The sequence below is a fragment of the Marmoricola sp. URHA0025 HA25 genome (assembly GCF_054059435.1).
In genome coordinates, this window is sequence record NZ_JBSSCD010000001.1 from 3,280,289 (window position 1) to 3,304,753 (window position 24,465).

The 24,465-nt window shown below is 70.5% G+C and carries 24 protein-coding genes; 9 read left to right on the plus strand and 15 right to left on the minus strand.

Going from position 1 to position 24,465, the window contains the following annotated elements:
- Window positions 1-14: 14 nt before the first annotated feature.
- From otsB to ACVW00_RS16205, 3 genes are read right to left on the minus strand one after another with little or no spacing between them, the layout of a single operon-like run.
- Entirely contained in the window at window positions 15-860 is an 846-nt protein-coding gene (gene otsB, locus ACVW00_RS16195) for a trehalose-phosphatase (RefSeq protein WP_457111923.1), read from the minus strand.
- A gap of 43 nt (window positions 861-903) precedes the next feature.
- The gene (locus tag ACVW00_RS16200) at window positions 904-1,440 is read right to left on the minus strand and encodes a LytR C-terminal domain-containing protein (protein ID WP_457111924.1); all 537 of its coding nucleotides are present in this window, start codon (window positions 1,438-1,440) and stop codon (window positions 904-906) included.
- A gap of 8 nt (window positions 1,441-1,448) precedes the next feature.
- Entirely contained in the window at window positions 1,449-1,745 is a 297-nt protein-coding gene (locus tag ACVW00_RS16205) for a DUF3263 domain-containing protein (RefSeq protein WP_457111925.1), read from the minus strand.
- A gap of 132 nt (window positions 1,746-1,877) precedes the next feature.
- On the opposite strand from ACVW00_RS16205, the gene ACVW00_RS16210 reads away from it, so the two are divergent.
- Entirely contained in the window at window positions 1,878-3,350 is a 1,473-nt protein-coding gene (locus ACVW00_RS16210; RefSeq protein WP_457111926.1) for an alpha,alpha-trehalose-phosphate synthase (UDP-forming), read from the plus strand.
- A 15-nt stretch (window positions 3,351-3,365) separates the two neighbouring features.
- Here ACVW00_RS16210 and ACVW00_RS16215 read toward each other — a convergent pair whose 3' ends face one another.
- Window positions 3,366-3,728 carry a VOC family protein gene (locus ACVW00_RS16215; RefSeq protein ID WP_457111927.1) on the minus strand — a complete coding sequence of 121 codons (363 nt, stop codon included), beginning with the start codon at window positions 3,726-3,728 and terminating at the stop codon, window positions 3,366-3,368.
- Between the two features lie 119 nt (window positions 3,729-3,847).
- Between ACVW00_RS16215 and ACVW00_RS16220 the strand changes: the two genes are divergently transcribed.
- Window positions 3,848-5,263, plus strand: coding sequence for a WS/DGAT/MGAT family O-acyltransferase (locus tag ACVW00_RS16220; protein ID WP_457111928.1), 1,416 nt, complete (start codon window positions 3,848-3,850; stop codon window positions 5,261-5,263).
- Here ACVW00_RS16220 and ACVW00_RS16225 read toward each other — a convergent pair.
- Entirely contained in the window at window positions 5,238-6,071 is an 834-nt protein-coding gene (locus ACVW00_RS16225; protein ID WP_457111929.1) for an oxidoreductase, read from the minus strand. The genes ACVW00_RS16220 and ACVW00_RS16225 overlap by 26 nt on opposite strands.
- Before the next feature lie 110 nt (window positions 6,072-6,181).
- Here ACVW00_RS16225 and ACVW00_RS16230 point away from each other — a divergent pair, with 110 nt between their 5' ends.
- From ACVW00_RS16230 to ACVW00_RS16255, 6 genes are all read left to right on the plus strand, one after another.
- Window positions 6,182-7,612, plus strand: coding sequence for an alpha/beta fold hydrolase (locus tag ACVW00_RS16230; protein WP_457111930.1), 1,431 nt, complete (start codon window positions 6,182-6,184; stop codon window positions 7,610-7,612).
- 17 nt (window positions 7,613-7,629) lie between these two features.
- Complete coding sequence (locus tag ACVW00_RS16235; RefSeq protein WP_457111931.1) at window positions 7,630-8,472, plus strand: SGNH/GDSL hydrolase family protein; 843 nt, start codon at window positions 7,630-7,632, stop codon at window positions 8,470-8,472.
- The gene (locus ACVW00_RS16240) at window positions 8,472-9,329 is read left to right on the plus strand and encodes an SGNH/GDSL hydrolase family protein (RefSeq protein WP_457111932.1); all 858 of its coding nucleotides are present in this window, start codon (window positions 8,472-8,474) and stop codon (window positions 9,327-9,329) included. Before ACVW00_RS16235 ends, ACVW00_RS16240 begins: the two co-directional genes overlap by 1 nt.
- A gap of 29 nt (window positions 9,330-9,358) precedes the next feature.
- Window positions 9,359-11,116 (plus strand): non-homologous end-joining DNA ligase LigD, encoded by a 1,758-nt coding sequence (ligD, locus tag ACVW00_RS16245; RefSeq protein ID WP_457111933.1) that lies wholly within the window; start codon window positions 9,359-9,361, stop codon window positions 11,114-11,116.
- A gap of 86 nt (window positions 11,117-11,202) precedes the next feature.
- Window positions 11,203-11,889: a uracil-DNA glycosylase gene (locus ACVW00_RS16250; protein ID WP_457111934.1), complete on the plus strand. Its 687-nt coding sequence runs from the start codon at window positions 11,203-11,205 to the stop codon at window positions 11,887-11,889.
- 58 nt (window positions 11,890-11,947) lie between these two features.
- Window positions 11,948-12,727, plus strand: coding sequence for a dioxygenase family protein (locus ACVW00_RS16255; RefSeq protein WP_457111935.1), 780 nt, complete (start codon window positions 11,948-11,950; stop codon window positions 12,725-12,727).
- A 108-nt stretch (window positions 12,728-12,835) separates the two neighbouring features.
- Here ACVW00_RS16255 and ACVW00_RS16260 read toward each other — a convergent pair whose 3' ends face one another.
- Complete coding sequence (locus ACVW00_RS16260) at window positions 12,836-14,455, minus strand: GMC family oxidoreductase (protein WP_457111936.1); 1,620 nt, start codon at window positions 14,453-14,455, stop codon at window positions 12,836-12,838.
- A gap of 118 nt (window positions 14,456-14,573) precedes the next feature.
- On the opposite strand from ACVW00_RS16260, the gene pdxY reads away from it, so the two are divergent.
- The gene (gene pdxY / locus ACVW00_RS16265) at window positions 14,574-15,437 is read left to right on the plus strand and encodes a pyridoxal kinase PdxY (RefSeq protein ID WP_457111937.1); all 864 of its coding nucleotides are present in this window, start codon (window positions 14,574-14,576) and stop codon (window positions 15,435-15,437) included.
- A 10-nt stretch (window positions 15,438-15,447) separates the two neighbouring features.
- Here the strand turns inward: pdxY and ACVW00_RS16270 are convergent, their stop codons facing one another.
- The 9 genes from ACVW00_RS16270 to ACVW00_RS16310 all read right to left on the minus strand — a co-directional run bounded on the left by ACVW00_RS16270 (window position 15,448) and on the right by ACVW00_RS16310 (window position 24,459).
- A complete protein-coding gene (locus ACVW00_RS16270; protein ID WP_457111938.1) occupies window positions 15,448-15,795 on the minus strand; it encodes a hypothetical protein in 348 nt (115 codons plus the stop codon).
- 134 nt (window positions 15,796-15,929) lie between these two features.
- Window positions 15,930-16,316 (minus strand): hypothetical protein, encoded by a 387-nt coding sequence (locus ACVW00_RS16275; RefSeq protein ID WP_457111939.1) that lies wholly within the window; start codon window positions 16,314-16,316, stop codon window positions 15,930-15,932.
- Window positions 16,317-16,401: 85 nt separating this feature from the next.
- The gene (locus ACVW00_RS16280) at window positions 16,402-16,758 is read right to left on the minus strand and encodes a hypothetical protein (RefSeq protein ID WP_457111940.1); all 357 of its coding nucleotides are present in this window, start codon (window positions 16,756-16,758) and stop codon (window positions 16,402-16,404) included.
- A 937-nt stretch (window positions 16,759-17,695) separates the two neighbouring features.
- Entirely contained in the window at window positions 17,696-18,772 is a 1,077-nt protein-coding gene (locus ACVW00_RS16285; RefSeq protein ID WP_457111941.1) for a LacI family DNA-binding transcriptional regulator, read from the minus strand.
- A 39-nt stretch (window positions 18,773-18,811) separates the two neighbouring features.
- Entirely contained in the window at window positions 18,812-20,719 is a 1,908-nt protein-coding gene (gene iolD, locus ACVW00_RS16290) for a 3D-(3,5/4)-trihydroxycyclohexane-1,2-dione acylhydrolase (decyclizing) (RefSeq protein ID WP_457111942.1), read from the minus strand.
- Entirely contained in the window at window positions 20,719-21,678 is a 960-nt protein-coding gene (iolB, locus tag ACVW00_RS16295) for a 5-deoxy-glucuronate isomerase (protein WP_457111943.1), read from the minus strand. Before iolB ends, iolD begins: the two co-directional genes overlap by 1 nt.
- Window positions 21,678-22,619: a Cgl0159 family (beta/alpha)8-fold protein gene (locus tag ACVW00_RS16300; protein WP_457111944.1), complete on the minus strand. Its 942-nt coding sequence runs from the start codon at window positions 22,617-22,619 to the stop codon at window positions 21,678-21,680. The genes iolB and ACVW00_RS16300 overlap by 1 nt, the downstream gene beginning before the upstream one ends.
- Window positions 22,616-23,587, minus strand: coding sequence for a 5-dehydro-2-deoxygluconokinase (iolC, locus tag ACVW00_RS16305; protein ID WP_457111945.1), 972 nt, complete (start codon window positions 23,585-23,587; stop codon window positions 22,616-22,618). The genes ACVW00_RS16300 and iolC overlap by 4 nt, the downstream gene beginning before the upstream one ends.
- Entirely contained in the window at window positions 23,581-24,459 is an 879-nt protein-coding gene (locus tag ACVW00_RS16310) for a sugar phosphate isomerase/epimerase family protein (RefSeq protein WP_457111946.1), read from the minus strand. Before ACVW00_RS16310 ends, iolC begins: the two co-directional genes overlap by 7 nt.
- Window positions 24,460-24,465: the final 6 nt, after the last annotated feature.

The window sequence follows — 24,465 nt, forward strand, 5'->3', positions numbered from 1 at the left end:
CGGTCCGGGAAGGCTCAGCTGCTCGCCGCAGCCAGATCTGCGGTCAGCTGGCGAAGCAGCTCCATCACGCCGGCGGGGCCGTCGACGACGACGTCGGCGAGGTCGAGGAGCGTCGGCTCCTCGTCCGAGCCGGAGCACACCATGAGCGTCGGCATCCCCTGGGCGCGGAGCTTTCCGGCCGCCTCGAAGGCAGGTACGTCGCCCAGGTCGTCGCCGACGAACACGACGGCCTTCGCGGCGTACTCGTCGACCAGCCGGTTCAGGGCCAGGCCCTTGTCCATCCCGCCTGCCCGGATCTCGATGACCAGCCGGCCGGGCTCCACCGCGAGGTTGCGGGCGCGGGCTGCCTCACCGAGCACGGGGAGGAGGCGGTCGAACGCGGCCCGCGCGTCCGGCAGGCGCCGGGTGTGCACCGCCACGGCGAGACCCTTCTCCTCGATCCAGGCGTCCGTGGCGTCTCCTTCGCGCAGCATCCGAGGCAGGTCGGAGATGAAGCTGGCCAGGCCCGAGGGCGGCTTCGGCGAGACGACCCGGCGGGCGTTCGACGACCACCGCTCGTTGCCGTACTGCCCGAGGATCACCAGCTCGCGACCCGACTCGCCGATCGCGTCGCCGACCTCGTCCAGGCCGCCCAGTGCGAGCACCTGCCGCGCAGGGCGGCCGGTCACCACCGCGATCGCGCGCACCTGCGCGGACAGCTCGACGAGCACCTCGTGCGAGTCGGGGTGGATCACGGCCACCTCGGGGTCCTCGACGATCGGCGAGAGGGTGCCGTCGAAGTCCAGGGCCACCAGCAGGTCGTCACCGGCACGGACGAGAGCGGCGTACTGCTGGGCACCGTCGGCGGAGTGGAACTCCATGGGTCCACTCAACCAGAGTGGACGAGACCCAGGGCGTCACGCCCTAGTGGTAGTTGCCGGTGAGGATGACGGTGAGCCGGTCGGGACGCATCGGCGCGATCGCTGGCTTCACCCGCGTGATGCCCAGGTCCTGGGCCAGCTCGGCTGCCGCCGCCTTGAGCCGGGTGCCGTAGTAGACGGTGCTCGCGTCGACGGTGCCGTACCAGTTGTCGGTGCCGACCACGCTCCAGCCCGCACGCTGCGCGCGGGTGCCGGTCTTGCCGGCGAGCCCCTGGACGTTGGAGTTGTTGAAGATCGCCACCAGGACGGCGGCACGATGCACCACCGGCTTCTTCTTCGCCGGCGGTGCGGTCGTCGTCGGCTCGCTGACGGTGACCTTCGGCGCGTGCGGTGAGGCGTGCGCCGCGGGAGTGGCCTTGTCCTGCTTCTGGCCGTCGGACTGGGTCGCGATGAACGCCAGCCCGGCGAGCGCCACCAGCGAGATGCTGAAGACCATCAGGCGCGTCGGCAGGACGACACCGCGCTCGTCCCGCCGATCGTCGCCGGCCGGTCGGGTGAGGCGCTGCGCCCGTCGGGACATCGGCAGGCTCAGAGCTCGAAGCCGAGGCGGCGGGCGGACCGCTGCCGCTGCCGGGTCGCCCGCAGACGACGCAGTCGGCGCACGAGCAGCGGGTCGTGCTCGAGGGCCTCCGGGCGGTCGATGAGGGCGTTGAGGACCTGGTAGTACCGCGTCGAGCTCATGTCGAACTTCTCGCGGACTGCGCTCTCCTTCGCGCCGGCGTACTTCCACCACTGGCGCTCGAAGTCGAGGATGCTGCGATCACGCTCCGACAGGCGGCCCGGCTCGTCGGGCTGCGCGGAGTTGAGTGCGTGACTGGCGACCATGGTCGTCGACTCCTCGGGCTGGGTACTGCAGGGGCGTGGTCATTCTAGGCGAGAAACAACAACGATGTCATTTGAACCGCCGAGGGCGTCCCGGCCGTTCGACAGCGCGCGGGGGCCCCTAGGGTGGACACCATGACCCGGGCCGTGAAGAAGGCTGTACGCCGACGGTCCGGTGGCGTGCGGGCCGACCTGGTGATCGTGGCCAACCGGCTCCCGGTCGACCGCGTCGTGCGCGCCGACGGCTCCACCACCTGGCGACGCTCCCCCGGCGGCCTGGTCAGCGCACTCGCCCCCGTGATGGCCGCCAACGAGGGCGCCTGGATCGGCTGGCCGGGCGACGTGGTCGAGGACCTCGACGTCTTCGAGCACGACGGCATCACGCTGGTCCCCATCTCGATCTCGCAGCGGGAGTACGAGGAGTACTACGAGGGCTTCTCCAACGCCACCTTGTGGCCGCTGTACCACGACCTGGTGGCGAAGCCGGAGTTCCACCGCGAGTGGTGGGACGCCTACGTCGAGGTCAACCGGAGGTTCGCCGAGGCCGCGGCGCAGGTCGCCGCCAAGGGTGCGACCGTCTGGGTGCAGGACTACCAGCTCCAGCTGGTGCCGACCCTTCTGCGGGAGCTGCGCAGCGACCTGCGGATCGGCTTCTTCCTGCACATCCCGTTCCCGCCGGCGGAGCTGTTCTCGCAGCTCCCGTGGCGGCGCGAGATCCTCGAGGGCCTGCTCGGGGCCGACCTCGTCGGATTCCAGCTCTCCGGCGCGGCGCAGAACTTCATCCGCCTCGTGCGCCAGCGCGTCGGCCACAAGACGCACCGCGACACCGTGTACCTGCCGGACGGCCGGTTGGTGAGCGCGAAGGCGTTCCCGATCTCGATCGAGACGTCCGTGCTCGAGAAGCTCGCCGACTCCGCCGGCGTACAGGCGAGGGCGAAGCAGATCCGCGACGACCTGGGCAACCCGCGGAAGGTGTTCCTCGGCATCGACCGCCTCGACTACACCAAGGGCATCTACGCCCGCCTGCGCGCGTTCAGCGAGCTGATCCACGACGGGCACTTCACCGTCGAGGACGCGACCTTCGTGCAGGTGGCCAGCCCGTCGCGCGAGCGGGTCGAGCAGTACCGCAAGCTGCGCGACGACATCGACCGGCTGGTCGGGCACATCAACGGCGACCTCGGCCGGATCGGCCGCCCCGCGATCTCCTACCTCAACGCGTCCTTCCCGCAGTCGGAGATGGCGGCGCTCTACGTCGCCTCCGACATCATGGTGGTCACGCCGTTCCGCGACGGCATGAACCTGGTCGCGAAGGAGTACGTCGCCTGCCGGCTCGAGGACGACGGCGCCCTGGTGCTCTCCGAGTTCGCCGGCGCCGCGGAGGAGCTGCGCCAGGCGTTCCAGGTGAACCCCTACGACATCAACGGCATGAAGGCCCAGATGCTGGCGGCGTACGAGGCGGACCCGAAGGATCTCAGCCGGCGGATGCGCGCGATGCGCAAGACCGTCGCCGAGAACGACGTCTCGCACTGGGCGTCGGCATTCCTCGACGAGCTGACGACGCCGCGACCGGCGCACGACAAGCACCTGCGCCCGGTGAAGCGCGCCTGAACGGGCCCGGCGCGATCAGGCCGGCTCGAACAGCTCCACGACGTTGCCCGACGGGTCCTCGCAGAGGATCTGGCGGCCTCCGGGACCGGTGACGACGTCGTTGCGGAACCGGATCCCGGCGGCCTGCAGCTCCTCGACCCGTGCGGGCAGGTCCCCGACGGTGACCACCAGCCGGTTCCAGCCGCCCGGCTCGGGACGACGCCCGTCGGGCATCGGACGGGAGGCCGAGGCAGCCGGGCCGGCGAGCCACAGGTCGAGGTCGTCGCGCTGCACGATCGCCATCGCGGGGGCGTAGCTCTCCTTGACGGTGAAGCCGAGCCGGTCGAAGAACGCGATCGACTCCTCCACGTCGGTGACGATGTAGCGAACCACGGCCATGGTGACTCCCGAGGGATCGGTGAACGTGCGCACAGCCTCGCGACCCCCGGCCGCCGGTCAAGGAGGCCGGTCCCCGCCAGAGCCTGTGCACCGGGTCACTTCCACTCTAGGGTGCGCGTGTGGGGCGCAAACTTCTCAAGATCAACGACTCGGCGTGGCTGTACGCCGAGTCGCACCGGACGCCGATGCAGGTGGCGATGCTGGCCACCTTCGCGGTGCCCGAGGACCGGCCCGACTTCGTCGGCGACCTCTACGCCCGGTGGCGCGAGGTCCGGGAGTTCCACCCCCCCTTCAACTACCTGCTGCGTGCGACCCCCGTGCCGAGCTGGCAGGAGCTCGCGGACGACGAGATCGACCTCGACTACCACTTCCGGCACTCCGCCCTCCCGCGGCCGGGCTCGCAGCGGGACCTGGGTGTGCTCGTCTCGAGGTTGCACTCGGCGAAGATGGACCGCCGCTATCCCCTGTGGGAGTGCCACCTCATCGAGGGCCTCGAGGGCGGCCAGTGGTCGATGTACATGAAGGTGCACCACTCGCAGATCGACGGGGTCGGCGGCGTACGCCTGCTGAAGCGGATCCTCAGCGCGGACCCGGACGCCCGCGACATGCTGCCGCCGTGGGCGATCGGCACCCGCGGCCCCGACCAGTCCGGGCTCCCCGAGCGCCCGGCGACCGCATCGCCAGCGCCCCGGGAGCGGGCGTCGGTCGTGCACGACGGTCGCGAGGTGCTCACCTCGCTCGGACGGACCTATGCCGAGAGCCTCGTCGGACGGAGCGAGCCCGCGCGCGCCGTGCCGTTCCGGGCGCCGAAGACCCTCTTCAACGGGCGCATCCACACGCCTCGCCGGTTCGCCACCCAGCACTACCCGATCGACCGGCTCCGGGCGGCGGCCACGGCGACCGGCGGCAGCCTCAACGACGTCTACCTGACGATCTGCGGAGGAGCGCTGCGTCGCTACCTCATCGAGCTCGACGCCCTGCCCCGGGAGCCGCTGATCGCCAACGTGCCGGTGTCGGTGCGCGGCGGCGAGGGCGCGGGCGTCGGCAACGCGATCACCTTCCTGTACTCGACGCTCGGCACGGACATCGCCGACCCCGTCGATCGCATCCACGCGATCCAGGAGTCGACCCGGCTCGGCAAGCAACGGCTGCCGCACGTCGGTGGAGTGGCGATGGACGCCTACACGACCGTGCTGATGGCGCCGTTCCTCGGCCAGGCGATCCTGGGCTTCGGCGGCCACGGCCGGCCGGCCTCGAACGTCGTGATCTCCAACGTGCCCGGACCTGCCGAGACGCGCTACCTGGACGGCAGCCGCCTCGAGGAGATCTACCCCGTGTCCCTGCTGTTCAACGGTCAGGCCCTGAACATCACGGCGGTCTCGTACGCCGGCCAGTTCAACATCGGGTTCACCGGCTGCCGCGACTCGATCCCGTCGCTGCAGAAGATCGCCGTGTACGCCGGCGAGGAGCTCGACGCGCTGGAGGCAGCGCTCGACCGGAGGCGCCCGGTCAGCGGGCGCCGTACATCCGGCTGACGACCTGGTCCATCACCCGGTCGGGCAGGTGGTCGCGGCTGCCGGTGATCACCCGGGCCCCACGGCCCACGGGGTAGCGGGCCGCCGGGTGCCGGGCGGTCGCCGCCTTGAGGATCTTGCGCGCGACGGCCTCCGGCTTCGAGGCACGCCCGGGCTGGTCGAAGGCGGTGAGCACCTTGTGCGCCCGCTTGGCGTACTTCCCGTAGTCGGTGCTGCCGGAGCGCTCGAGCAGCGAGTCGCGGGCGATCTCGTTCCACTCGGTGATGATCGGCCCGGGCTCGATGAGCACCACCCGGATCCCGAACGGCCTGAGCTCGAGGCGAAGCGAGTCGCTGAACCCCTCCACGGCGAACTTGGTGGCGTGGTACCAGGCGCCGAACGGCTCGTAGAACTTCCCTCCGATCGAGCTGATGTTGATGATCCGGCCGGAGCCCTGCCGGCGCATGTGCGGAGTGACCAGCTGCGTCAGCCGCGCGAGACCGAACACGTTGACCTCGAACTGCCTGCGCGCCTCGTCGATCGGCACGTCCTCGACCGCGCCGTAGGAGCCGTAGCCCGCGTTGTTCACGAGGAGGTCGATCCGGCCCTGCTCGGCGATGATCCGCTCGATCCCGGCGACCATCGAGGCGTCGGCGGTCACGTCCATCGCGAAGACGTGCGCGCCCTGGTCGGCGAGCGCCTCCATGCGCTCGACGCGGCGGGCGGCCGTGTAGACGGTGAAGCCGGCTCCGAGCAGCTCGCGGACGGTGCACTCGCCGATGCCGGAGGAGCCGCCCGTCACCAGGGCGACCTTGGGGGTCTGGTTCATGGGCCATGCCTACCCGGCGCGACCAGTGCTGTCCATCGTCTCCGCGGCCGGGTGCCCGCGTTTCTCCGGCCTCGCCATAACGTTCGCTACCAATTGGTAGTTTTCGAGGCATGGATCTGATCCCCAAGCCGGACCAGGTCGCCTCTGCCGCCAGCAACGTCGCCCACAAGGTGCTGTACGGCGGTCTGGCCGATCTCCGCCCGATGCCCCGGACGCTCATCGACGACGGGCCGCTGCGCGAGGTTTACCACTACCGTCCGCAGAAGCAGGTGCGCGCGACCGGCGACCCGGTGCTGCTCGTGACGCCGCTCGCCGCGCCGGCCACCTGCTACGACCTGCGCCGGGACTGCTCGCTGGTCGAGCACTTCGTCAAGGCCGGCCGGCCGACGTACCTGGTCGAGTACGGCGAGATCTCCTTCCGCGACCGCAACCTCGGGATGGAGCACTGGGTCGACGAGGTGGTGCCCGAGGCCATCCGTGCGGTCAGCGAGCACGCCGGGGGACGTCCGGTGCACGTGATCGGCTGGTCGCTCGGCGGGATCTTCGCCACCCTCGTCGCCGCGGACGACCCGTCACTGCCGATCGCGTCGCTGACCGTCGTCGGGTCGCCGTTCGACGTCACCCAGGTCCCGCTGGTCGCGCCGCTGCGGCCGATCCTCCGGCTCACCGACGGTGGCATCGTGACCCGGCTTTACCGGATGCTCGGCGGCGCGCCGAAGCCGCTCGTGCGACGGGCGTTCCAGCTGAGCAGCGGGACCAAGCTGATCACCAAGCCGCTGGCGATCGCCCAGCACCTCGACGACGCGGAGTGGCTCGCCCAGATCGAGGCGGTCGACCGCTTCACGGCAAACATGATCGCCTATCCGGGCCGGACCTTCGGCCAGCTCTACCACCGGATGCTCAAGGACAACCAGCTCCGCTCCGGGAAGGTGAACGTCAGCGGCCACGAGATCGACCTGGCGTCGATCACGGTGCCGGTGCTCGTCTTCGGCGGCAACACCGACGGCATCGCGCCGATCCCGGCGGTCAGGGCGCTGCTGCCGCTGCTGCCGAACGCCCGCGAGGTCCGCTTCGAGATCGTCCCGGGCGGGCACCTCGGCATGCTCACCGGCCGCGCGGCCAGGCACACGACGTGGGTCGTGATGGACGAGTGGATCGCGCTGCACTCCACGCCGGACGAGGTCGACGAAGGCCCGCGGAAGACACCCGAGAAGACGCCCCGGAAGACGACCCGGAAGACGACCGGGAAGCCGGCACTGGGCAGGTCGACCAGGACCACGAACACCACGAAGACCGCCAAGACCGCCAAGACCGCCAAGACCGCCAAGACCACGAAGACCACGAAGACCACCAAGCCGGCCGGCCCCCGGGCCGCGAAGACCAGCACGCGCACGACGAGGAAGGCAGCCGCCCCATCCGACCAGCCCCCCGCATCCACGCCCCCGCCCGCCGAGGTCGTCGCCGATCGTGGCGCGATCGGCTCCAACCGGGAGCGGCGGTTCACCTCGCGCGGTTCCCGCGACCTCGCCCCGAAGCGGTGACCGGCCCGTCTCGGGCGGTGGATGCCGCTCTCGTGGTCGCCCTGGCCGGCGTGCTCGCCGGCTGCGGCGGGGGGTTCAGCTCGGCCCCGCCGTCCCCGTCCGGCGAGACCATCCGCAGCTACGTGGCCCTCGGCGACGGGTTCACGGCGGCGCCAGACGGCGGCGGCACCGCGGGTGACGAGGGCTGCCAGCGTTCGGACACGAACTACCCCGCACAGCTCGCCGAGCAGCTGCACGTCGCGAGCTTCACCGACGTCTCGTGCGTCGGCGCCACCACTGCTTCCCTCACCACGACGACCAGGGCGGCCAGTGGCGGGGACACTGCCCCGCCCCAGCTCGACACCGTCGGGCACGACACCGGGCTGGTCACCATCGGCATGGGCATCGAGGACCGCGACCTGCTCTCGCACGTCTTCGAGGTCTGCATGGCAGCGCCCTGCGGTTCCAAGGTGCAGGCCCAGACGGTCCTCGACGACATCGGGGCGATGGGGGAGTCGCTCACGGCGGCCGTCCGGGAAGTCCAGGACAAGGCCAGTGACGCGTACATCGTGCTCGTCGGGTATCCGCGGATCTCGCCCGACGAGGCCTCGTGCGATGCGCTTCCGCGACTGGACCCGACGGCCCTCGAGGTCGCCAACCGGCTGCTCGAGGAGATCAACCGCGAGATCAGGGTCGCTGCCCGCGCGACCGGAGCCGGGTTCCTCGACGTTGCGCGCCTCTCGACAGGCCACGAGCTGTGCTCAGCGGATCCGTGGGTCGAGACGACCGGGGCCAGGTCCGCCCCGCTCGAGGTCCGTCCCGTCGCCGCCGAGCAGACGGCCGTGGCGAAGGCGCTCGCGGCCCTGGCGAGAAACCACTGATGCGACGGTTCGCCACCTCGCTGACCTTGCTGCTCGTGACCGTCGGCGCGTCGGCCGGTTGCGGCCCGGAGGAGGCCGGCGGCAACGGTCCCGTCTACGTGGCGCTCGGTGACTCCTACACGTCAGGACCCGGGATCTCGCCGACGGTCGACCGGCTGTGCTCGCGGTCGTCGCTGAACTACCCCTCACTGGTGGCCAAGGCCCTGAAGGCGTCGAAGTTCTCCGACAGGTCGTGCGCGGGGGCGACGACGGCGGAGCTCGAGAAGGCGCAGACCTACCGCTTCGCCCACCTCAACGACCCGCAGCTCGAGGCAGTCGACCGGCACTCGACCCTGGTGACCGTGGGGATCGGCCTGAACAACGGACTGATCTCGACCGGGCTGCTCCTGGGCTGCCTGGAGGTCGACGGTGCGCCCACCGCGGCGTGCGAGCAGTACCTGAGCTACCCGGAGAGTGCCGTCGACGAGCAGCTGGACGCGGCCGCCGGACAGGTGCGGCAAGCCCTGGAGACGATCGCTCACAAGGCGCCGCGCGCACGAATCGTCCTCGTCGGCTATCCCCGGCTGGTCCCGGACGAGGGCAGCTGTCCCGATCGGCTCCCGGTGCCCGACGCTCAGGTGGCGAGGATGCGCGAGGCGATGAGGTACGCGAACGACGCCTGGAGGAAGGCGGCCCAGGATGCCGGGGCGTCGTACGTGGACATGTACACGCCCTCGCAGGGACACGACATCTGCTCCGCCGACCCCTGGATCAGCGACGCCAGGGGGGTGGCCGGCAAGGCCAACCCGCTGCACCCCTTCGGGTCGTACGAGAAGGCGGTCGCTGACGCGGTCGTGAAGCTCGTGAAGAGCGGCTGAGGCATGTCCGGTTGGGTACGACGCGGAGCATGAGTCCGCAGCGGAAGCCGGTGCGCAAGGCAGCGAGCAACGCGACGAGCGCGTCAGTGAGCGGGTCCAGGTCCGCCCGCAAGTCCTCCGCCAAGGGTGCCCGCAAGGCCTCGACACGCAACAGCACGCGCAGCACGGCGAAGCCGAAGACCCGCGCTCCCGAGGACGAGCCGCTGGCGTCGTACCGTCGGATGCGCGACTTCAGCACCACTCCCGAGCCCTCGGGAGTCCGGGCGTCCGGGGCAGGCGACGGGCAGCGCCACTTCGTGGTCCAGCGCCACCGGGCGCGCGCCCTCCACTACGACGTGCGCTTCGAGATCGACGGGGTGCTGGTCTCCTGGGCGGTCCCGAAGGGTCCGACCCTCGATCCGTCGGCCCGGCGGCTCGCGGTGCACGTCGAGGACCATCCGCTGGAGTACGCCGACTTCGAGGGAGTGATCCCCAGCGGTGAGTACGGGGGTGGCGACGTGATCGTCTGGGACCGCGGCACCTGGGAGCCCTACAAGACCGAGGATCCCGCCCGGGCGGTCGCCGACGGCGAGCTCCACGCCGAGCTCCACGGCGAGAAGCTGCGCGGCCGGTTCGTGCTCGTGCGCACCGACGCCCGCGAGGGTGAGAAGGAGCAGTGGCTGCTGCTGCACAAGGACGACGAAGGTGCCGTCAGGGGCTGGGATCCCGAGGAGTACCCGCGGTCGGTGGTGACGGGACGCACCAACGACGAGGTGAAGGCGGACCCCGATCGTCAGTGGCACTCCGACAGACCTGCCGCGGACGCCGCTGAGAAGCTCGACGGCGCGCGCCCGCTGGATCAGGATGACGACGCCCTGCTCGCGCTCGACGAGCTGCCGGCCGACGGCGGCGCCTGGGAGGTCCACGGCCGCGAGCTGGTCGTGACCAACCTCGACAAGGTGCTCTTCCCCGGGCGTGAGGGCGAGGAGCCGGTCACCAAGCGCGAGTTCCTCTCGTACGTCGCCCGGATGGCGCCGCTCGCGGTCCCCTATCTCTCCGGCCGGGCGCTCAACCTGCACCGCTACCCCGACGGAGCGCAGGCGAACGGGTTCTGGCACAAGGAGGTTCCCGGCCATGCGCCTTCCTGGCTGCCGCGGTGGGACAACCCGCTCGCGGACCCCGGGGAGACCCGGACTTACCTGGTCGCCGACGAGCCCGCGGCGCTCGTGTGGGCGGCGAACTTCGGCGCGCTCGAGTGGCACCCGTGGACCTCCCTGACCGAGGCGCCGGAGTGCCCGACGTACGCGTTGTTCGACATCGATCCGGGCGAGGGCACCAGCTGGGAGGAGGTGGTCACGCTCGCGCGGCTGCACCGCACCGCCTTCGAACGGCTGCAGGTGCGCAGCGTCGTCAAGGTGTCGGGCCGTCGCGGGCTGCAGGTCTGGGTGCCGATCGCGCCGGGACCGACCTTCGACGAGACCCGCGCGTGGGTGGAGCGGGTGTCGCGGACGATCGGCCGGCTGGTGCCCGACCTGGTCAGCTGGAAGTGGCAGAAGCGCGACCGGAAGGGCCGCGCACGGCTGGACTACACCCAGAACGCGATCAACAAGACCCTCGTTGCTCCGTACTCGACCCGGCCCGCAGCCGGGGCCCCGGTGAGCATGCCGATCGGCTGGCACGAGCTCGAGGACCCCGAGCTGCGCCCGGATCGATGGACCATCCGCACCGCCTTCGAGCGGTACGTCGAGCGGCCCGATCCGTTCCGCGGTGCGCTCGTGCACGACCAGGTGCTGCCCGACTTCGACTGAGGTCGACCCTCCGGTGGCTCGGTGTGCCGAACCCCCTGGGCCGCTCACCAGGTGTCGAGCAGCTCGGGTTTGCAAGACTCTCCTCCGTGAGCGCGCTCGCCGGACTCGTCGACCAGGGGCTCGTCGCCCCCGACTGGGCCGAGGCGCTGGCCCCGGTCGACGCGGACATCGCCCGGATGGGCACGTTCCTGCGCGAGGAGCTCGCGGCCGGACGCGGCTACCTCCCCGCGGGCGGACACATCCTGCGCGCGTTCCAGCGCCCGCTCGCCGAGGTGAAGGTGCTGATCGTCGGCCAGGACCCCTACCCCACTCCGGGCCACCCCGTGGGCCTGAGCTTCTCGGTGTCTCCGGAGGTCAGACCGCTGCCGCCGAGCCTGGTGAACATCTTCAAGGAGCTGGCCGACGACCTCGGCGTGCCGCTCCCGTCGTGCGGCGACCTCACCCCCTGGGCCGACATGGGGGTGCTGCTGCTCAACCGGTCGCTCACCGTCGGACCGGGCCGGGCGAACTCACACCGCGGCAAGGGCTGGGAGCCGGTGACGGAGTGCGCGATCCAGGCGCTGGCCAAGCGGGGCGGGCCGCTCGCCGCGATCCTCTGGGGACGGGACGCCCAGACCCTCAAGAGCATGCTCGGCCCGGTCCCCTGGGTCGAGTCCGTGCACCCGAGCCCGCTCTCGGCGCACCGGGGATTCTTCGGCTCGCGTCCCTTCAGCCGGGTCAACGAGCTGCTCGTGCAACAGGGCGGCGCACCGGTGGACTGGGCGCTGCCCTGAGTGCCCGCTCGCCCGGGAATAGTGACAGGTAGTTCAAAGTTGAACTATCATGACCTCCATGGACGACCGGATGCCCGCCCTCTACATCGGCCACGGCGCGCCGCCCCTGCTCGACGACCCGGTGTGGTCGGGCGAGCTGCGTGCCCTCGCCGCCTCGCTGCCGAGGCCGAAGGCGGTCCTGATCGTGAGTGCGCACTGGGAGTCGGCGCCCCTGTCGCTGAGCGCCAGTGGACCGGGCACCGAGCTGGTCTACGACTTCGGCGGCTTCGACCCGAAGTTCTACCGGATGCGCTACGACACCCCGGACGCCACCGCACTCGCCCAGCGGGTCGCGGCGATGATGCCCGACAGCGAGCACGTGCACCAGCACTCCTCGCGTGGGCTCGACCACGGCGCCTGGGTCCCGCTGCGGATCATGTACCCCGAGGCCGACATCCCCGTGCTGCAGATGTCGCTGCCGACGCAGGACCCCTACGAGCTGCTCACCCTGGGCAGCCGGCTGCGTGAGCTACGCGACCAGGGTGTCCTGATCATCGGGTCGGGCTTCATCACCCACGGACTGCCGTTCCTGCGCGACTTCCGCATCGACGCCGAGGCTCCCGGCTGGTCCCGGGACTTCGACCTCTGGGCCGCCGAGGCCCTCACCCGCGGTGACGTGGCCGAGCTCGCGTCCTTCCGGACGAAGGCGCCCGGCATGCCGTACGCGCACCCGACGGTCGAGCACTACACGCCGCTGTTCGTGACCCTCGGTGCGGCCACCGACTCCGAGGCCCCGGGCGACCAGGTGATCGACGGCTACTGGATGGGGTTGTCGAAGAGGAGCCTGTTGGTGGCCTGACCGGTGGGAAATTCACTATGCCAGTAGTGAAACTCCGGCTCCCCGATCGAAATCGAGTACGGGGAGCACCAGATTCACTACGGGCATAGTGAATTTCCATGCCCGGGGTCAGCCCCGGAGGATGATCTCCGCCGCCCGCTCGCCGATCATGATCGCAGGGGCGTTGGTGTTGCCGCCGGTGATCGACGGCATGATCGAGGCGTCCGCCACCCGGAGGCCCTCGACGCCGCGCACCTTGAGGTCGGGAGCGACCACGGAGAGCTCGTCGACGCCCATCCGGCAGGTACCGACACCGTGGTAGACCGACGTGGCGCGGTTGAGGATGGCGTCGCGAAGCTCGGTGCCCTGCAGCTGCGTGCCCGGGTGGATCTCGTCCTTGACCGAGCCGCCGAACGCGGCGCCGGCCATGATCTCCCGCACCATCTCGGAGCCCTCGGCAAGCACCTCGAGGTCGGAGCGGTCGGCGAGGTACTGGAAGTCGATCAGCGGCGCCGCGGTCGGGTCGGCGGACGCGAGCCGCAGCGTGCCGCGGCTCTTCGGGTAGATCAGCGTCACCAGCACCGTCAGCGACGTGCGCGGGTCGACCTTGTGCCGGATCGGCTCGTCCTGGTTGGGCGAGACGTACGCCCAGGGCAGCAGGTGCAGCTGCAGGTCAGGTACGTCGGTGGCCTGCGAGGTGCGCACGAAGCCCACGGACTCGAAGACGGAGTTCGCCAGGAACGTCGTACCGGGTCGCGCGACCTCCTTCGCGACGCCCTTGGCGAAGAACCAGGCGTTGCCCTTCATCTTCGCCGAGGTGGCGTGGTAGGTCATCGCATGGAACATGTGGTCGTGGAGGTTGTCGCCGACCGGCAGGTCCGCGACCACCTCGATCCCCTGGTCGCGCAGGTGCTGGGCGTGCCCGATGCCGGAGAGCATCAGGATCTGCGCCGAGCCGACGAAGCCGGCCGACAGGATGACCTCCTTGCCGGCCCGGATCGTGCGCTTCTCACCGTCCTTGTCGACCACGTCGACCCCCGTCGCCCGGCCGCCCTCGATGACGACCTTCGTGACCAGCACCTCGCTCTGCAGCTCCAGGCGCGCGGGCGCGAGGTTGTGCACGTAGCCGCGCGACGCGCTGTAGCGCAGCCCGTCGGCGGCGTTCTGCTGCATCCGCGAGATGCCCTCCTGCGACTCACCGTTGTAGTCGCCGAGCACCTTGACCCCGAGGACGTCGGCGGTCGCCTGGATGAACTGGAGGGTGCCCTCCTGGGGCGCCTTGTTGCGCGTGACCCGGATCGGTCCGCCCGCCCCGCGCCAGGCGTTCTCGCCGTCCTCGAAGTCCTCCATCCGCTTGTACGCCGCGTTGACCGAGTCGGCGTCCCAGCCGGTGTTGCCCTCGGCTGCCCAGGAGTCGAAGTTGGCGCGGTTGCCGCGGACGTAGACCATGCCGTTGATCGAGCTCGAGCCACCGACCACCTTGCCGCGCGGCACCGGCATCTTCCGGTCGAGAAGGTGCTTCTGCGGCACCGAGTAGAAGCCCCAGTCGACGGTCTTCTTGATCTCCGGCACGGCGTGCATCGGCCCGATCATCCCGGGCTTCTTGACCAGGAACTTCTCGTCGGTCTTGCCGGCCTCGAGCAGGATCACGCTGTGGCCGGCCTCGGCGAGCCGGCCGGCGACCGCACTGCCGGAGCTGCCGGACCCGACCACGACGTAGTCGGCTTCGTTGGACCGCTGCTTGGCCATGGGTTCCCTCATTCGTCCGCGCTCGTGGGCCGGGCCACCCGGCCATGGAACTATAACTCGTTCTAGTTTCGGCGGCCAGCGTTGTCGGCGGCCCGACCCGGCGCGGCAGACTGGGTCGGTGCGCATCCTCTCGATCCAGTCCTCCGTCGCCTACGGCCACGTCGGGAACAGCGCGGCGGTCTTCCCCCTCCAGCGCCTGGGCCACGAGGTGTGGCCGGTGCACACCGTGCTGTTCTCCAACCACACCGGCCACGGGGCCTGGCGCGGACCGGTCATCGCCGCCTCGGATGTCCACGACGTCGTGCTGGGGATGGAGGAGCGCGGCGCTCTCGCCGAGGTCGACCTGGTGCTCTCCGGCTACCAGGGCAGCCCGGAGATCGCCTCGGTGATCCTCGACGCGGTCGACCGGGTCAGGGCGGCCAACCCTGCTGCGGCGTACGCCTGCGACCCGGTCATGGGCAATGCCGACAGCGGCTGCTTCGTCGACCCCGCCATCCCCGTCCTCATCCGCGACCAGGTGGTGCCGCGCGCCGATGTGGTCACGCCGAACCAGTTCGAGCTGGGCTACCTGACCGGGCGGCTCGAGGACGTGCGCAGACCGCCACTCGACGCCGTGCTCGAGGCCGCCGACGCCGCCCGCGCGATGGGGCCGGCGACCGTGCTGGTCACCAGCGTCGAGCACGCCGACCAGCCCGACGAGACCATCGAGATGGCCGTCGTGACCGGGGACGGCGCCTGGTCGGTCCGTACGCCGCGGCTGGCGATGCACGCCAACGGCTCCGGTGACGTGACAGCCGCTCTCTTCTCCGCGCACCTCCTCGCGACCGGCGACCCCGGGGAGGCCCTCGCGCGGACGGCGTCGAGTGTCTTCGACCTGCTCGTCAACACGCTCGACTCCGGTGGTCGCGAGCTGCGGCTCGTCGAGTCGCAGGCGGCGTACGCCCAGCCGCGCATGCAGTTCCGGGTCGAGCAGCTGCGCTGAGCGGCGTCGTTCAGGCTGGGCGCCGGATCGTGTCGGCGCCCGGGTGCCGGGCGTCGATCCGCTCGAACATCCTCTCCAGCACTCCCCGCATGTCGGCGGCCGCACCCCGCACCGCGTCGTCCTTGGTGGACGCGCCGTGGGTGACGGCCAGCGGAGCATGCCCGCGCGGGCGCACCTCGAGCAGGCAGCGGAGCTCGGGCGGCCCGACCCGGCTGATCCGCTCGGCGGTCAGGTGGACGTGTGCGCTCATCACCCGCGCAGCGCAGGGACCGAGCCCGGTCACGACCGTGGACGCCACGAACGCGATCAGCTCGTCGTCGCCCTTGACGTGCCGGTCGGTGCGCACCTGGATCTCCATGAGGCCTCCTCGGTTGGCTCCTGCCTCGAGTCTTTCGATCGCGGTGTCGCCCGGACAGGGACGAAGGGCACGGCCGAGGCCGACTTCCGACCCGTTGGGATTGCGCCTCGTCGCAAGCTTCTCGACCGCTGCGCTCAGCCCTGGCCGGGTGTGTCGAGCCTTCGCACCGAGGTGACGGTCGGCGCGCCGTGGACCACCGTGCCGGTCACCCTGACCGGAGCGTGCCCGACCAGCCGGTTCACCTCGAAGGGCCCGTCGGGCGGCAGGCCGGACCGCAGGCTGTCGATCAGCGCCTCGACCGCCGCGCGCTCGCCACCGAGCTCGTCGGACAGCCAGCCGGCGGAACCCCCGGGCGCCAGGTCGGACCGGATCGCGGCCAGCGTCGCGGCGACCGCCGTGCTCTCGGCCAGCGGGTTGGGCAGGTCAGGAGGCGGCTTGGCGGTCCTCCCGCGGACGATCACGACCGGGACCATCAGGAGAGATCCGACGAGACCCGCGAGCAGAACCTGACCCCAGTCCATCACCTGACTCCTGCCGCTCGAATGCCGACCGACATTTCGATCGGCGGCGGCCGGACAGACCTGAGTCGTTCTGCCGAAGCTCCGCTCAGCCGATCCCCGCCGCGGCGTCCAGCTCCTGGAGCAGGTCGTGGGCGGCCAGCTCGACCTCCTTGTGCCGCCACTCGGAGGCGCGGTACACGCAGGCGATCAGGCCGGTGCGGTGCAGCCTGCGCAGGTCGCCGTACACGAACGCGTAGCGGCCCTTGGTCTCGTCGTTGGCACCCTCGGTCAGGCCCAGGTACCAGCCGGCGTACTCCTGCCAGGAATGCCGCTCGAGGTAGGCGTTCTCCGCGTCGGCGCGCGGCTGGACCTCGCCCCAGTCGCTGTCCAGCACGTACTGCCGCGACCGGATCAGCGCCCGCGCGTGCTCGACCCCGGAAGGGTTGAGGGAGTACGTCGCCACGGCGTCCCCTATGCCCGTCGCGGGGCCGGGGAAACCTCATGCCAGCGTCTCCCAGAGCTCCTCGGGCACCTCCAGCTCGAACATCGCGACGTTGTCGTCCACCTGCGCAGCGCCGCGGCAGCCGACGCCGACCTGCGTCACCGCCGGATGGCGCAACGGGAACTGCAGAGCCGCCGCCCGCAAGGGCACGTCGAACGCCGCGCACGTCCGCTCAGGAAGCTGGCAAGGCCCGCCGGGACATCACCCGGGCAGACATCGTCAACCTCATCTGGTCCAACGGCCGGATCATCGACGCCACCAGCGCGAAGGCGCCGACGGCCTGGCGACGTCAGCTCCACCTCATGCTCGACGCGTACCGGGCAGAGCGCGCCCACGCAATCCCTGAACCGCCGATGACCGACGAGCAGCTCTACGACGCCATGGTCCACCTCAGCAAAGTGAAGTAGCGCTCCAAGAACCCCGGGTGGCCTCGGGGTGTCGTCCGCGTGCGACATCACGTCAAAGTCGGCGGATCCAGAACGGGGGCACGACGGGGGCGCGGGCCGGATGCGGCTTCCGCGACGACCAGCTCGAGCACCCCAAAGGGCCTCTGACCAGCGGTTTCGCCTCCGAGCCGGTGACAGGAGTCGAACCTGCGACATCTTCATTACAAGATCGATCCGAGCCTCCGGACGACGGCCAGGGCACCCTCTTCTGAGCGTGAAACGGCGTGATTGGTGATGGCTTGTCAGGGGCGTTTTCGCACGAGCGGGGGCACGTGAGGGGCACGGTCCACGTATGCGGCGGCTACACCTGCAGCCGTTGCACCAGAACAATAGGACCACTCATCGGCAGCCAGGACGCGCGAGCGATGACGTCGAAATCCCGGCACTCGGCCCGGATTGACGCCTCGTGGTGACAGCGGGCCTTGATGATTTCGGACGACACGAGATCGGGATCAGGCAGGTCTTGTTCGTTTCGACGCGGGGAGCGGTGCCGACGTGCTGCCGCGGATAATAAGAGAGGTTTCGATGACTGTCTGCGCAGGCGGCAGTGCTGCGTCGTCGATACGGCGCACTGCTGCCTCGACGGCCGCGACTCCCATCAGCTCGGGATCCTGACGCACCGTGGTCAGGTCGACCGCCGAGAGCCGCGCGATCGGGGCGTCGTCGAAACCGGTGATCGAGACGTCCTGTGGGACGCGGACGCCGCTCCGAACGAGTACCTGAAGCACCCCGACGGCGGTATGGTCATTCGGCGCGACGACCGCGGTGGGGAGTTGCGGCCGCTGCAGAAGGCGGCGAGCGGCAGCCGAGCCGACCTCCTCGAAGTAGTCGCTCGCCGCGTAGTCACCCGGCATCGTCAGGATGTCGGATCCCAGCCCGAACTTCTTGATCGTGCGTTGGTAGCCACGGCGTCGGAGGCCCGCCGCCGGCATGGAGACCGGATCGACGTACGCGATTGCTCTGTGCCCGATGTCCACCAGGTAGCCGACGACAGCGGCGATGCCCTTGTCGCCGGATGACCGCACGACGTCGTAGTAGTCGTTGCCACGGCCGTAGCCGACGTCGACCAGCGGCATCGGGATCCTCTCCGCCACGTCGCACAGCGCGGCGTGGTCCAGCGTGGAACCGATGGCAATCACGGCCGCACAGCGGTGCCCGAGGAGCTCGTCCACGGCGTCCTCGGTGGTCCTGGTCGCTGTCTGGGCGCTCAGGACCACCTCGTAACCGCGGGCGGCGGCAGCCGGATAGATGTACTCGACGATCTCCGGCTCGGTCGAGTGGGCTGGCGCGAATATGACTCCCAGGTCCTTGCTTCGCGCGCGGCGCAGCGACCTGGCCCCGACGTGCGGGCTGAACCCGAGCTCCTTGGCAGCCTGGCGCACACGACGCCTGGTCTCCTCGCTCGCACCGGGAGCGTCGCGCATCACCAGGGAGACGAGCTGTCGGGAGACGCCGAGCTTCGCCGCAATGTCGGCCATCGTCGGCGGGCGCTGGCCGGTGTCGCCAGGCGCGCTGTCGTCGCCGCTCATGAGCTCGCCCTCCCTGGTCTTTGTGCAGAGGTTAGTGCTTCACAGCCAGCGCACCTGGTGTTGCTTGCCTTCGTCGTGCGCGGCGCGTCCCGACAGTGAGGCGGGAACACCGGTCTCCCACCACGCACCCGCCTCGGTCCAGGCGGCATGGTGGACGCGACACACCACGACGGCGGGCCGCCGTTGGCTGCGCGCGTGCTCACGGGCGCGGAGGTACGCCGCCCGCAGGTCGCCGGGGTTGTTGCTGCCTCGGACGTCTTCGACATGGGCACCCAGGGCAGCGGCGTGCGCGGCAAAGTCGACGCGGACGCTGCCGTCGGCGCCCGGTCCCTGGGAGTCGCGGAGGAGGTTGTTGAACCCCTCGGCACCCTGGTTCGTCTGAAGCCTGTGAATCACGGCGTATCCGCCGTTGTCGCAGACGACCGCGACGTACGGATGCCCCGAGAACGCAGCTGAGTAGATCTCCGAGTTCAGCATCAGGTAGGACCCGTCGCCGAAGATCGAGGTCACCAGGCCCGCCGGGTGGGTCACCTCGCGGGCCATCGCTGCGCCCCAAGGCGCGACGACTTCGTAGCCCATGCAGGAGAAGCCGTACTCGAGGTCCATCGTCGCTCCGGACGTCGCGGTCGTGCCGTGCTTGACCTCGCCGGTGCGCCACCCGCCATGGAGCTCGCCGGGCATGCCGCCCGACGCAGCCAGGACGTAGTCGTCCGGGGTGCTGGCGTCGTTGACGATGCCGGTCACCTGGGCGTAGGTGAGGCTGTCGTCCGGGGTGTGTCCGACCCCTCGCAGGCTGTCGATGTGGGCGTCCCACATCGCCTTCACCGATGCGGCACGTTCAGCCCACTGGGCGGGCGCCGACCAGTCGGCGAGGAGCGCGTCGAGCTCTACCAGGGTCTCGCGGGCATCGCCGACGACCGCGTGGGCGTTGTGCTTGACGGCGTCGAAGCGTGCGGCGTTGACCGCGACGACGCGCACACCCGGGGAGAAGCCTGTCCACGAGGAGGTGGTGAAGTCCTGGAGTCGAGTGCCGACGGCGAGCACGACGTCGGCATCGGTCGCCAGGACGTTGGCCGAGGTCGAGCCGATGATGCCGAGCGCACCGCCGTAGAGCCGGTGGTCGTGGGGTACCAACGTGCGCCCAGCGACGGTCTCGACGACCGGGACGTGGTGGCGCTCGGCGAACGCAAGCGCCTCGGCGCCGGCACCGGAGTACCGAGCCCCACCGCCGAGGACGAGCAGCGGTCGTCTCGCGGCACGGATGATCTCGAGGGCGTCGCCGACGGCTCGCTCGTCGGGGCGGATGCGGGGCACGCGATGGAGCCGCGGCGCGAACATGGCGAGCGGGAAGTCGTACTCCTCCGCCTGGACGTCCTGCGGCAGTGCGAGCACCACGGGACCGCAGTCGGCGGGGTCGGTGAGGACGCGGGCCACCTGGGGCAGCGTGGCGATCAGCTGCTCGGGCCTGGTGATCCGGTCGAAGTAGCGCGAGACCGGCCGGAACGCGTCGTTCACCGACACCGTCGGGTCGCCGAAGTGCTCGACCTGCTGCAGCACCGGATCGGGCGCCCGGCTGGTGAACGTGTCACCTGGCAGCAACAGGACCGGGAGCCGGTTCGCGTGCGCAAGACCGGAGGCAGTGACCATGTTCAGCGCACCGGGACCCACCGAGCTGGTTGCGACCATGACCTGGCGGCGGTCCATCGCACGGGCGTACGCGACCGCCGCGAGCGCCATGCCCTGTTCGGTCTGCCCGCGCCACGTGGGCAGGACGTCGCGCACGTCGTACAAAGCGGTGCCGAGGCCGAGCACATTGCCGTGCCCGAAGATCGCGAATACACCGGGGAACAGCGGCACCTCGGTCCCGTCCAACAGCTCGGATCGTTGCGCGATCATCCAGCGCACCAGCGCTTGTGCGGTCGTCAGCCGGACGGTGCCTGTGCTCATCAGCTGTGTCTCTCTCGGGAGCCTGCGGTGAGTTCGTCGAGTCGGCCGCTCGCCGAGGTCACCGGGCAGCGCGGATCGGTCTCCAAGTCGGCCCAGGTGTTCCGAACCCACGCGTGGTCGGGATCGTCGCAGAAGGCCAGCGCCCGGTCGTCTGCGGGTCCGGCCATGACGTTGAGGTAGTACATCGGGTAGCCGGGGGCCGCGATGCAGGGTCCGTGGTAGCCGTGCGGGACGAGCACGACGTCGTGGTCGCGGACCTCCACCAGCTCGTCAATCGCCTCGAGCCCGGCCTCCTCGTGCTCCCGCCCGGTGTAGGTGCGGTGGTAGCCGAAACCGGTGCGCGACGGCGTCACCTGGTCGTCGCCGGCGATCCGGTAGTAGTAGATCTCCTCGTTCACCACGGCGCACGGGTCGGAGGTGTCGTGCTTGTGCGGCGGGCAGGACGACCAGTTGCCAGGCGGGGTGATCAGCTCGCAGCAGATCAGCTTCTCGGCGTGGTCCCACACCCCGGGGACGCCGAAGTTGGTGACCTGGCGGGTCGCGTTCCCGGCACCGCGGACTTCCACCGGCACGTCCTCGGCGGCGCCGTAGCGAGGCGGCAGCGAGCGGGTGCACCGAGCCGCCGGCAGGGCGACCTCGGCTCCGGCCGCGCTGCAGAGTGTCACCACGCTGTCGCGGCCGACGTAGGCGAAGTCGGAGACGGCCGTGAACACCGTCGCGCGGCCGGCAAGCTCGAACGACGCGACCGACCCGCCGAACTCGGCGGTGACCTCCACGCTCAGCGACCCGGCCAGCGGGAGCACGAATGCCTCCGACTCGGTGGTCCGCACGACCTGCGGTTCACCTGCGCGCAGCCGCAGCACCTTCAGCCCGGTCCAGTCCCAACCGGCGGTACCGGGGGTGAGGTCGATACCCGTGTTCCAATCGACCTCACCCCCGGCCCGATGTCGGTGCAGCATCACCGGCCCTGCCTGGGAGCAGCGCGGAGCACACTGGCGGCAGCGGCTACGGCTGCGCCGACGTTCCCCTCAGGTGGGTACAGGAGTGATCTGCCCACCACCAGCCCACGAACAGTGGGCTGGGTCAGTGCCTGCCCCCAGGACGCGAGGTCCTCAGTAGGATCAGGGCCGGGTACGCCGCCGAGAACCACGCAGGGCAGCGTGGTGGCGGCGAACACGGTCCGCGGGTCCTCACACGAGGGCATCTTCAGCCAGGTGTGGGTGCTCGTGGTGCCCAGGCCGCTGGCGACGGTGACGGCACGCGCCAGCGACCGGGCGTCCTTGAGGAGGATGAGTGTGCCGTCCTCGCTGCGGTGGTACGGCAGCGGCTCGACCATGGCCACCAGACCGAGCGCGGCGAGCTCGCTGACCGCGGTGGCGCAACCCTCGATGGTGCCGGCGGTGGAAGGATCCTGGTCGTCGATGCGCAGGAGCATCTTGCCGCCCTCGAGCCGGTTCGCGGCGATGCTCGCGGCGTCGTACCCGGTGAACCGGTCGTCCATGGTCCAGCTCGCGCCATCAAGGCCGCCGCGATTCATGGAGCCGATCACGACCTTGCCTTCGAGTGCGCCGAGCAGGAGCAGCTCCTCGACCACGTCCGGGGTGCCGAGGACGCCGTCGACCTCGGGGTTCTCCAACGCCACCATCAGCCGGGCCAGCAGCGATCGCCGGTCGGCCATCGCCATCGGATCCCCACCGGAGGCCAGCGCCCCACGAGCGGGGTGGTCTGCGGCGACCAGGAACAGCGTGCCGCGCTCGGACAGGATGCGGTCCGGGCGGCGACGGGCGGCGTACGCGCGGGCCACTGCCCCCGGGTCGGTCGCCCGCAGCTCCAGCAGCCCGAGCCACTGCTCGTCGCTCAGGTCCGGGCCGCCGCGTTCCACAGCGATGTCGGTGGTCAAGAAAGTGCTCCTCGGGTAGCGACGAGGGCTTCGAGCTCGTCTGCGGTGGGCATGGCATCGGCGCACGCGAGCCGGGAGGCGACGATCGCGCCGGCCGCGTTGGCGTACTCGGCGATCCGGACCGGCTCCCAGCCGGACAGGAGGCCGTGCACGAGGGTGCCGCCGAAGGCGTCGCCGGCGCCGAGGCCGCAGACCACCTCGACCGGATGCGGCGGGACGACGGTGGCCGATTCGGGCGTGGCGACCAGGACTCCCTCACCGCCCATCTTGACCAGGGCGAGCTCGACTCCGCGAGCGAGCAGCCGGTCGGCGGCCTCGTGCGGGTCGCTGGTGCCGACCGCAACCTGTACCTCTGCGCGGTTGCCGACGACGACGGTGGCGTGGTCTAGGAGCTGGTCGTACTCGGCACGGGCGTCCTCCGGAGACGGCCAGAACATCGGCCGCCAGTCCAGGTCCAGGCACGTCCAGCGACCCGAGCGGGGCTCCGGCCGGCCGCGGTGCTCCAGCATCTCTACGTGGGTGGTCCGCGACGGTTCGACGCTGACGCCGGTGCCGGTCACCCAGAGCACGGGCACGTCCCGAACGACGTCCAGCGGCACGTCGTTCGGGAACAACATCAGGTCCGGTGCCACCGGGTTCCGGTAGAACAGCAGCGGCGGGTCCTCGGCCGGGTTGAGCTCGCAGAACACCACCGGGGTGTTCAGCCCGTCCGCGGTCTCCACGAACGCGGGGTCGACCCCGAAGGTCGTGAGGGCCTCGCGGACGTAGTCCCCGAACCCGTCCAACCCGACCTTGGTGAGAACGGCCGTACGCCGCCCCAGTCGTGCCGCCCCGACCGCGACGTTGGTCGCGGTGCCGCCGAGGAACTTCTGGAACGTCGTCACGTCCTTGAGCGGACCGCCCTGGAGCGGGTAGAGGTCCACCCCCACCCGGCCCACGGTCAGCAGCTCGAGAGGTGCGCTCACCACGTGCTCACGTACTTGTCGATGGTCTCGAGCATGAACAGGCTGGACGCCCGCGCCCGGTCCTCCCAGGCGAAGACGCACGCGGTCATGATGTTGCCCTCGCCCGCGCCGAACCCGAGCCGCCCGAGGGTCTCGAAGAACGTGTCCCACCGCACCTCACCCTGACCGATGTCCAGGTGCTGGTGCACCCGCACCGCGTTGCCCGGTGGGTTGGTGATGTAGCGCAGACCCGAGGACGCGGTGTGGTCGAAGGAGTCGGCCAGGTGCAGCTGGGTCATCAGCGGCCCGGCGTACTCCATGATCTGGACCATCTTCTCCGGCGTGGTCCCGCCCATGTGGAAGGTGTGCGGTGCGCAGTACAGGAACGACACCAGCGGACTGTTGATCCCGCGGATCATGTCCACCGCGACCAGGCCGTCCTCGACGAAGTCGTCGGGATGCGGCTCCAGGCGCAGCTCCACGCCTTCCCTCTCGAAGACCGGCAGCAGGTCCTCCATCGACCGCCAGAACTGCGATTCGCTCAGGCTCGCCGCCTCAGGCCGGCCGTTGAACTCCGAGTTCATCACCCGGCAGTCCAGGTCGACCGTGATCTCGATGGCGCGCTTCCAGTACCGCACTGCGGCCTGGCGCTCGTCCTCGTCCGGCCCCGACCACCGGTAGAGCGGCAGGTGCGACGCGATCTTCACCCCCGCGGCGTCCAAGGCGTTCTTGAACCCCTTCACCGTGGTGTCGTCCGCGCGTGGATGCAGGAAGAACGGCGTGAAGTCGTCCCGCGGCGAAAGCTCGATGAACTCGTACCCCAGCTCCGCCACCAGCGCCGGCAGCTCGAGGAGCGGAGTCGTGCGGAACATGTACGGGTCGAGCGCGATCTTCATCGGTTG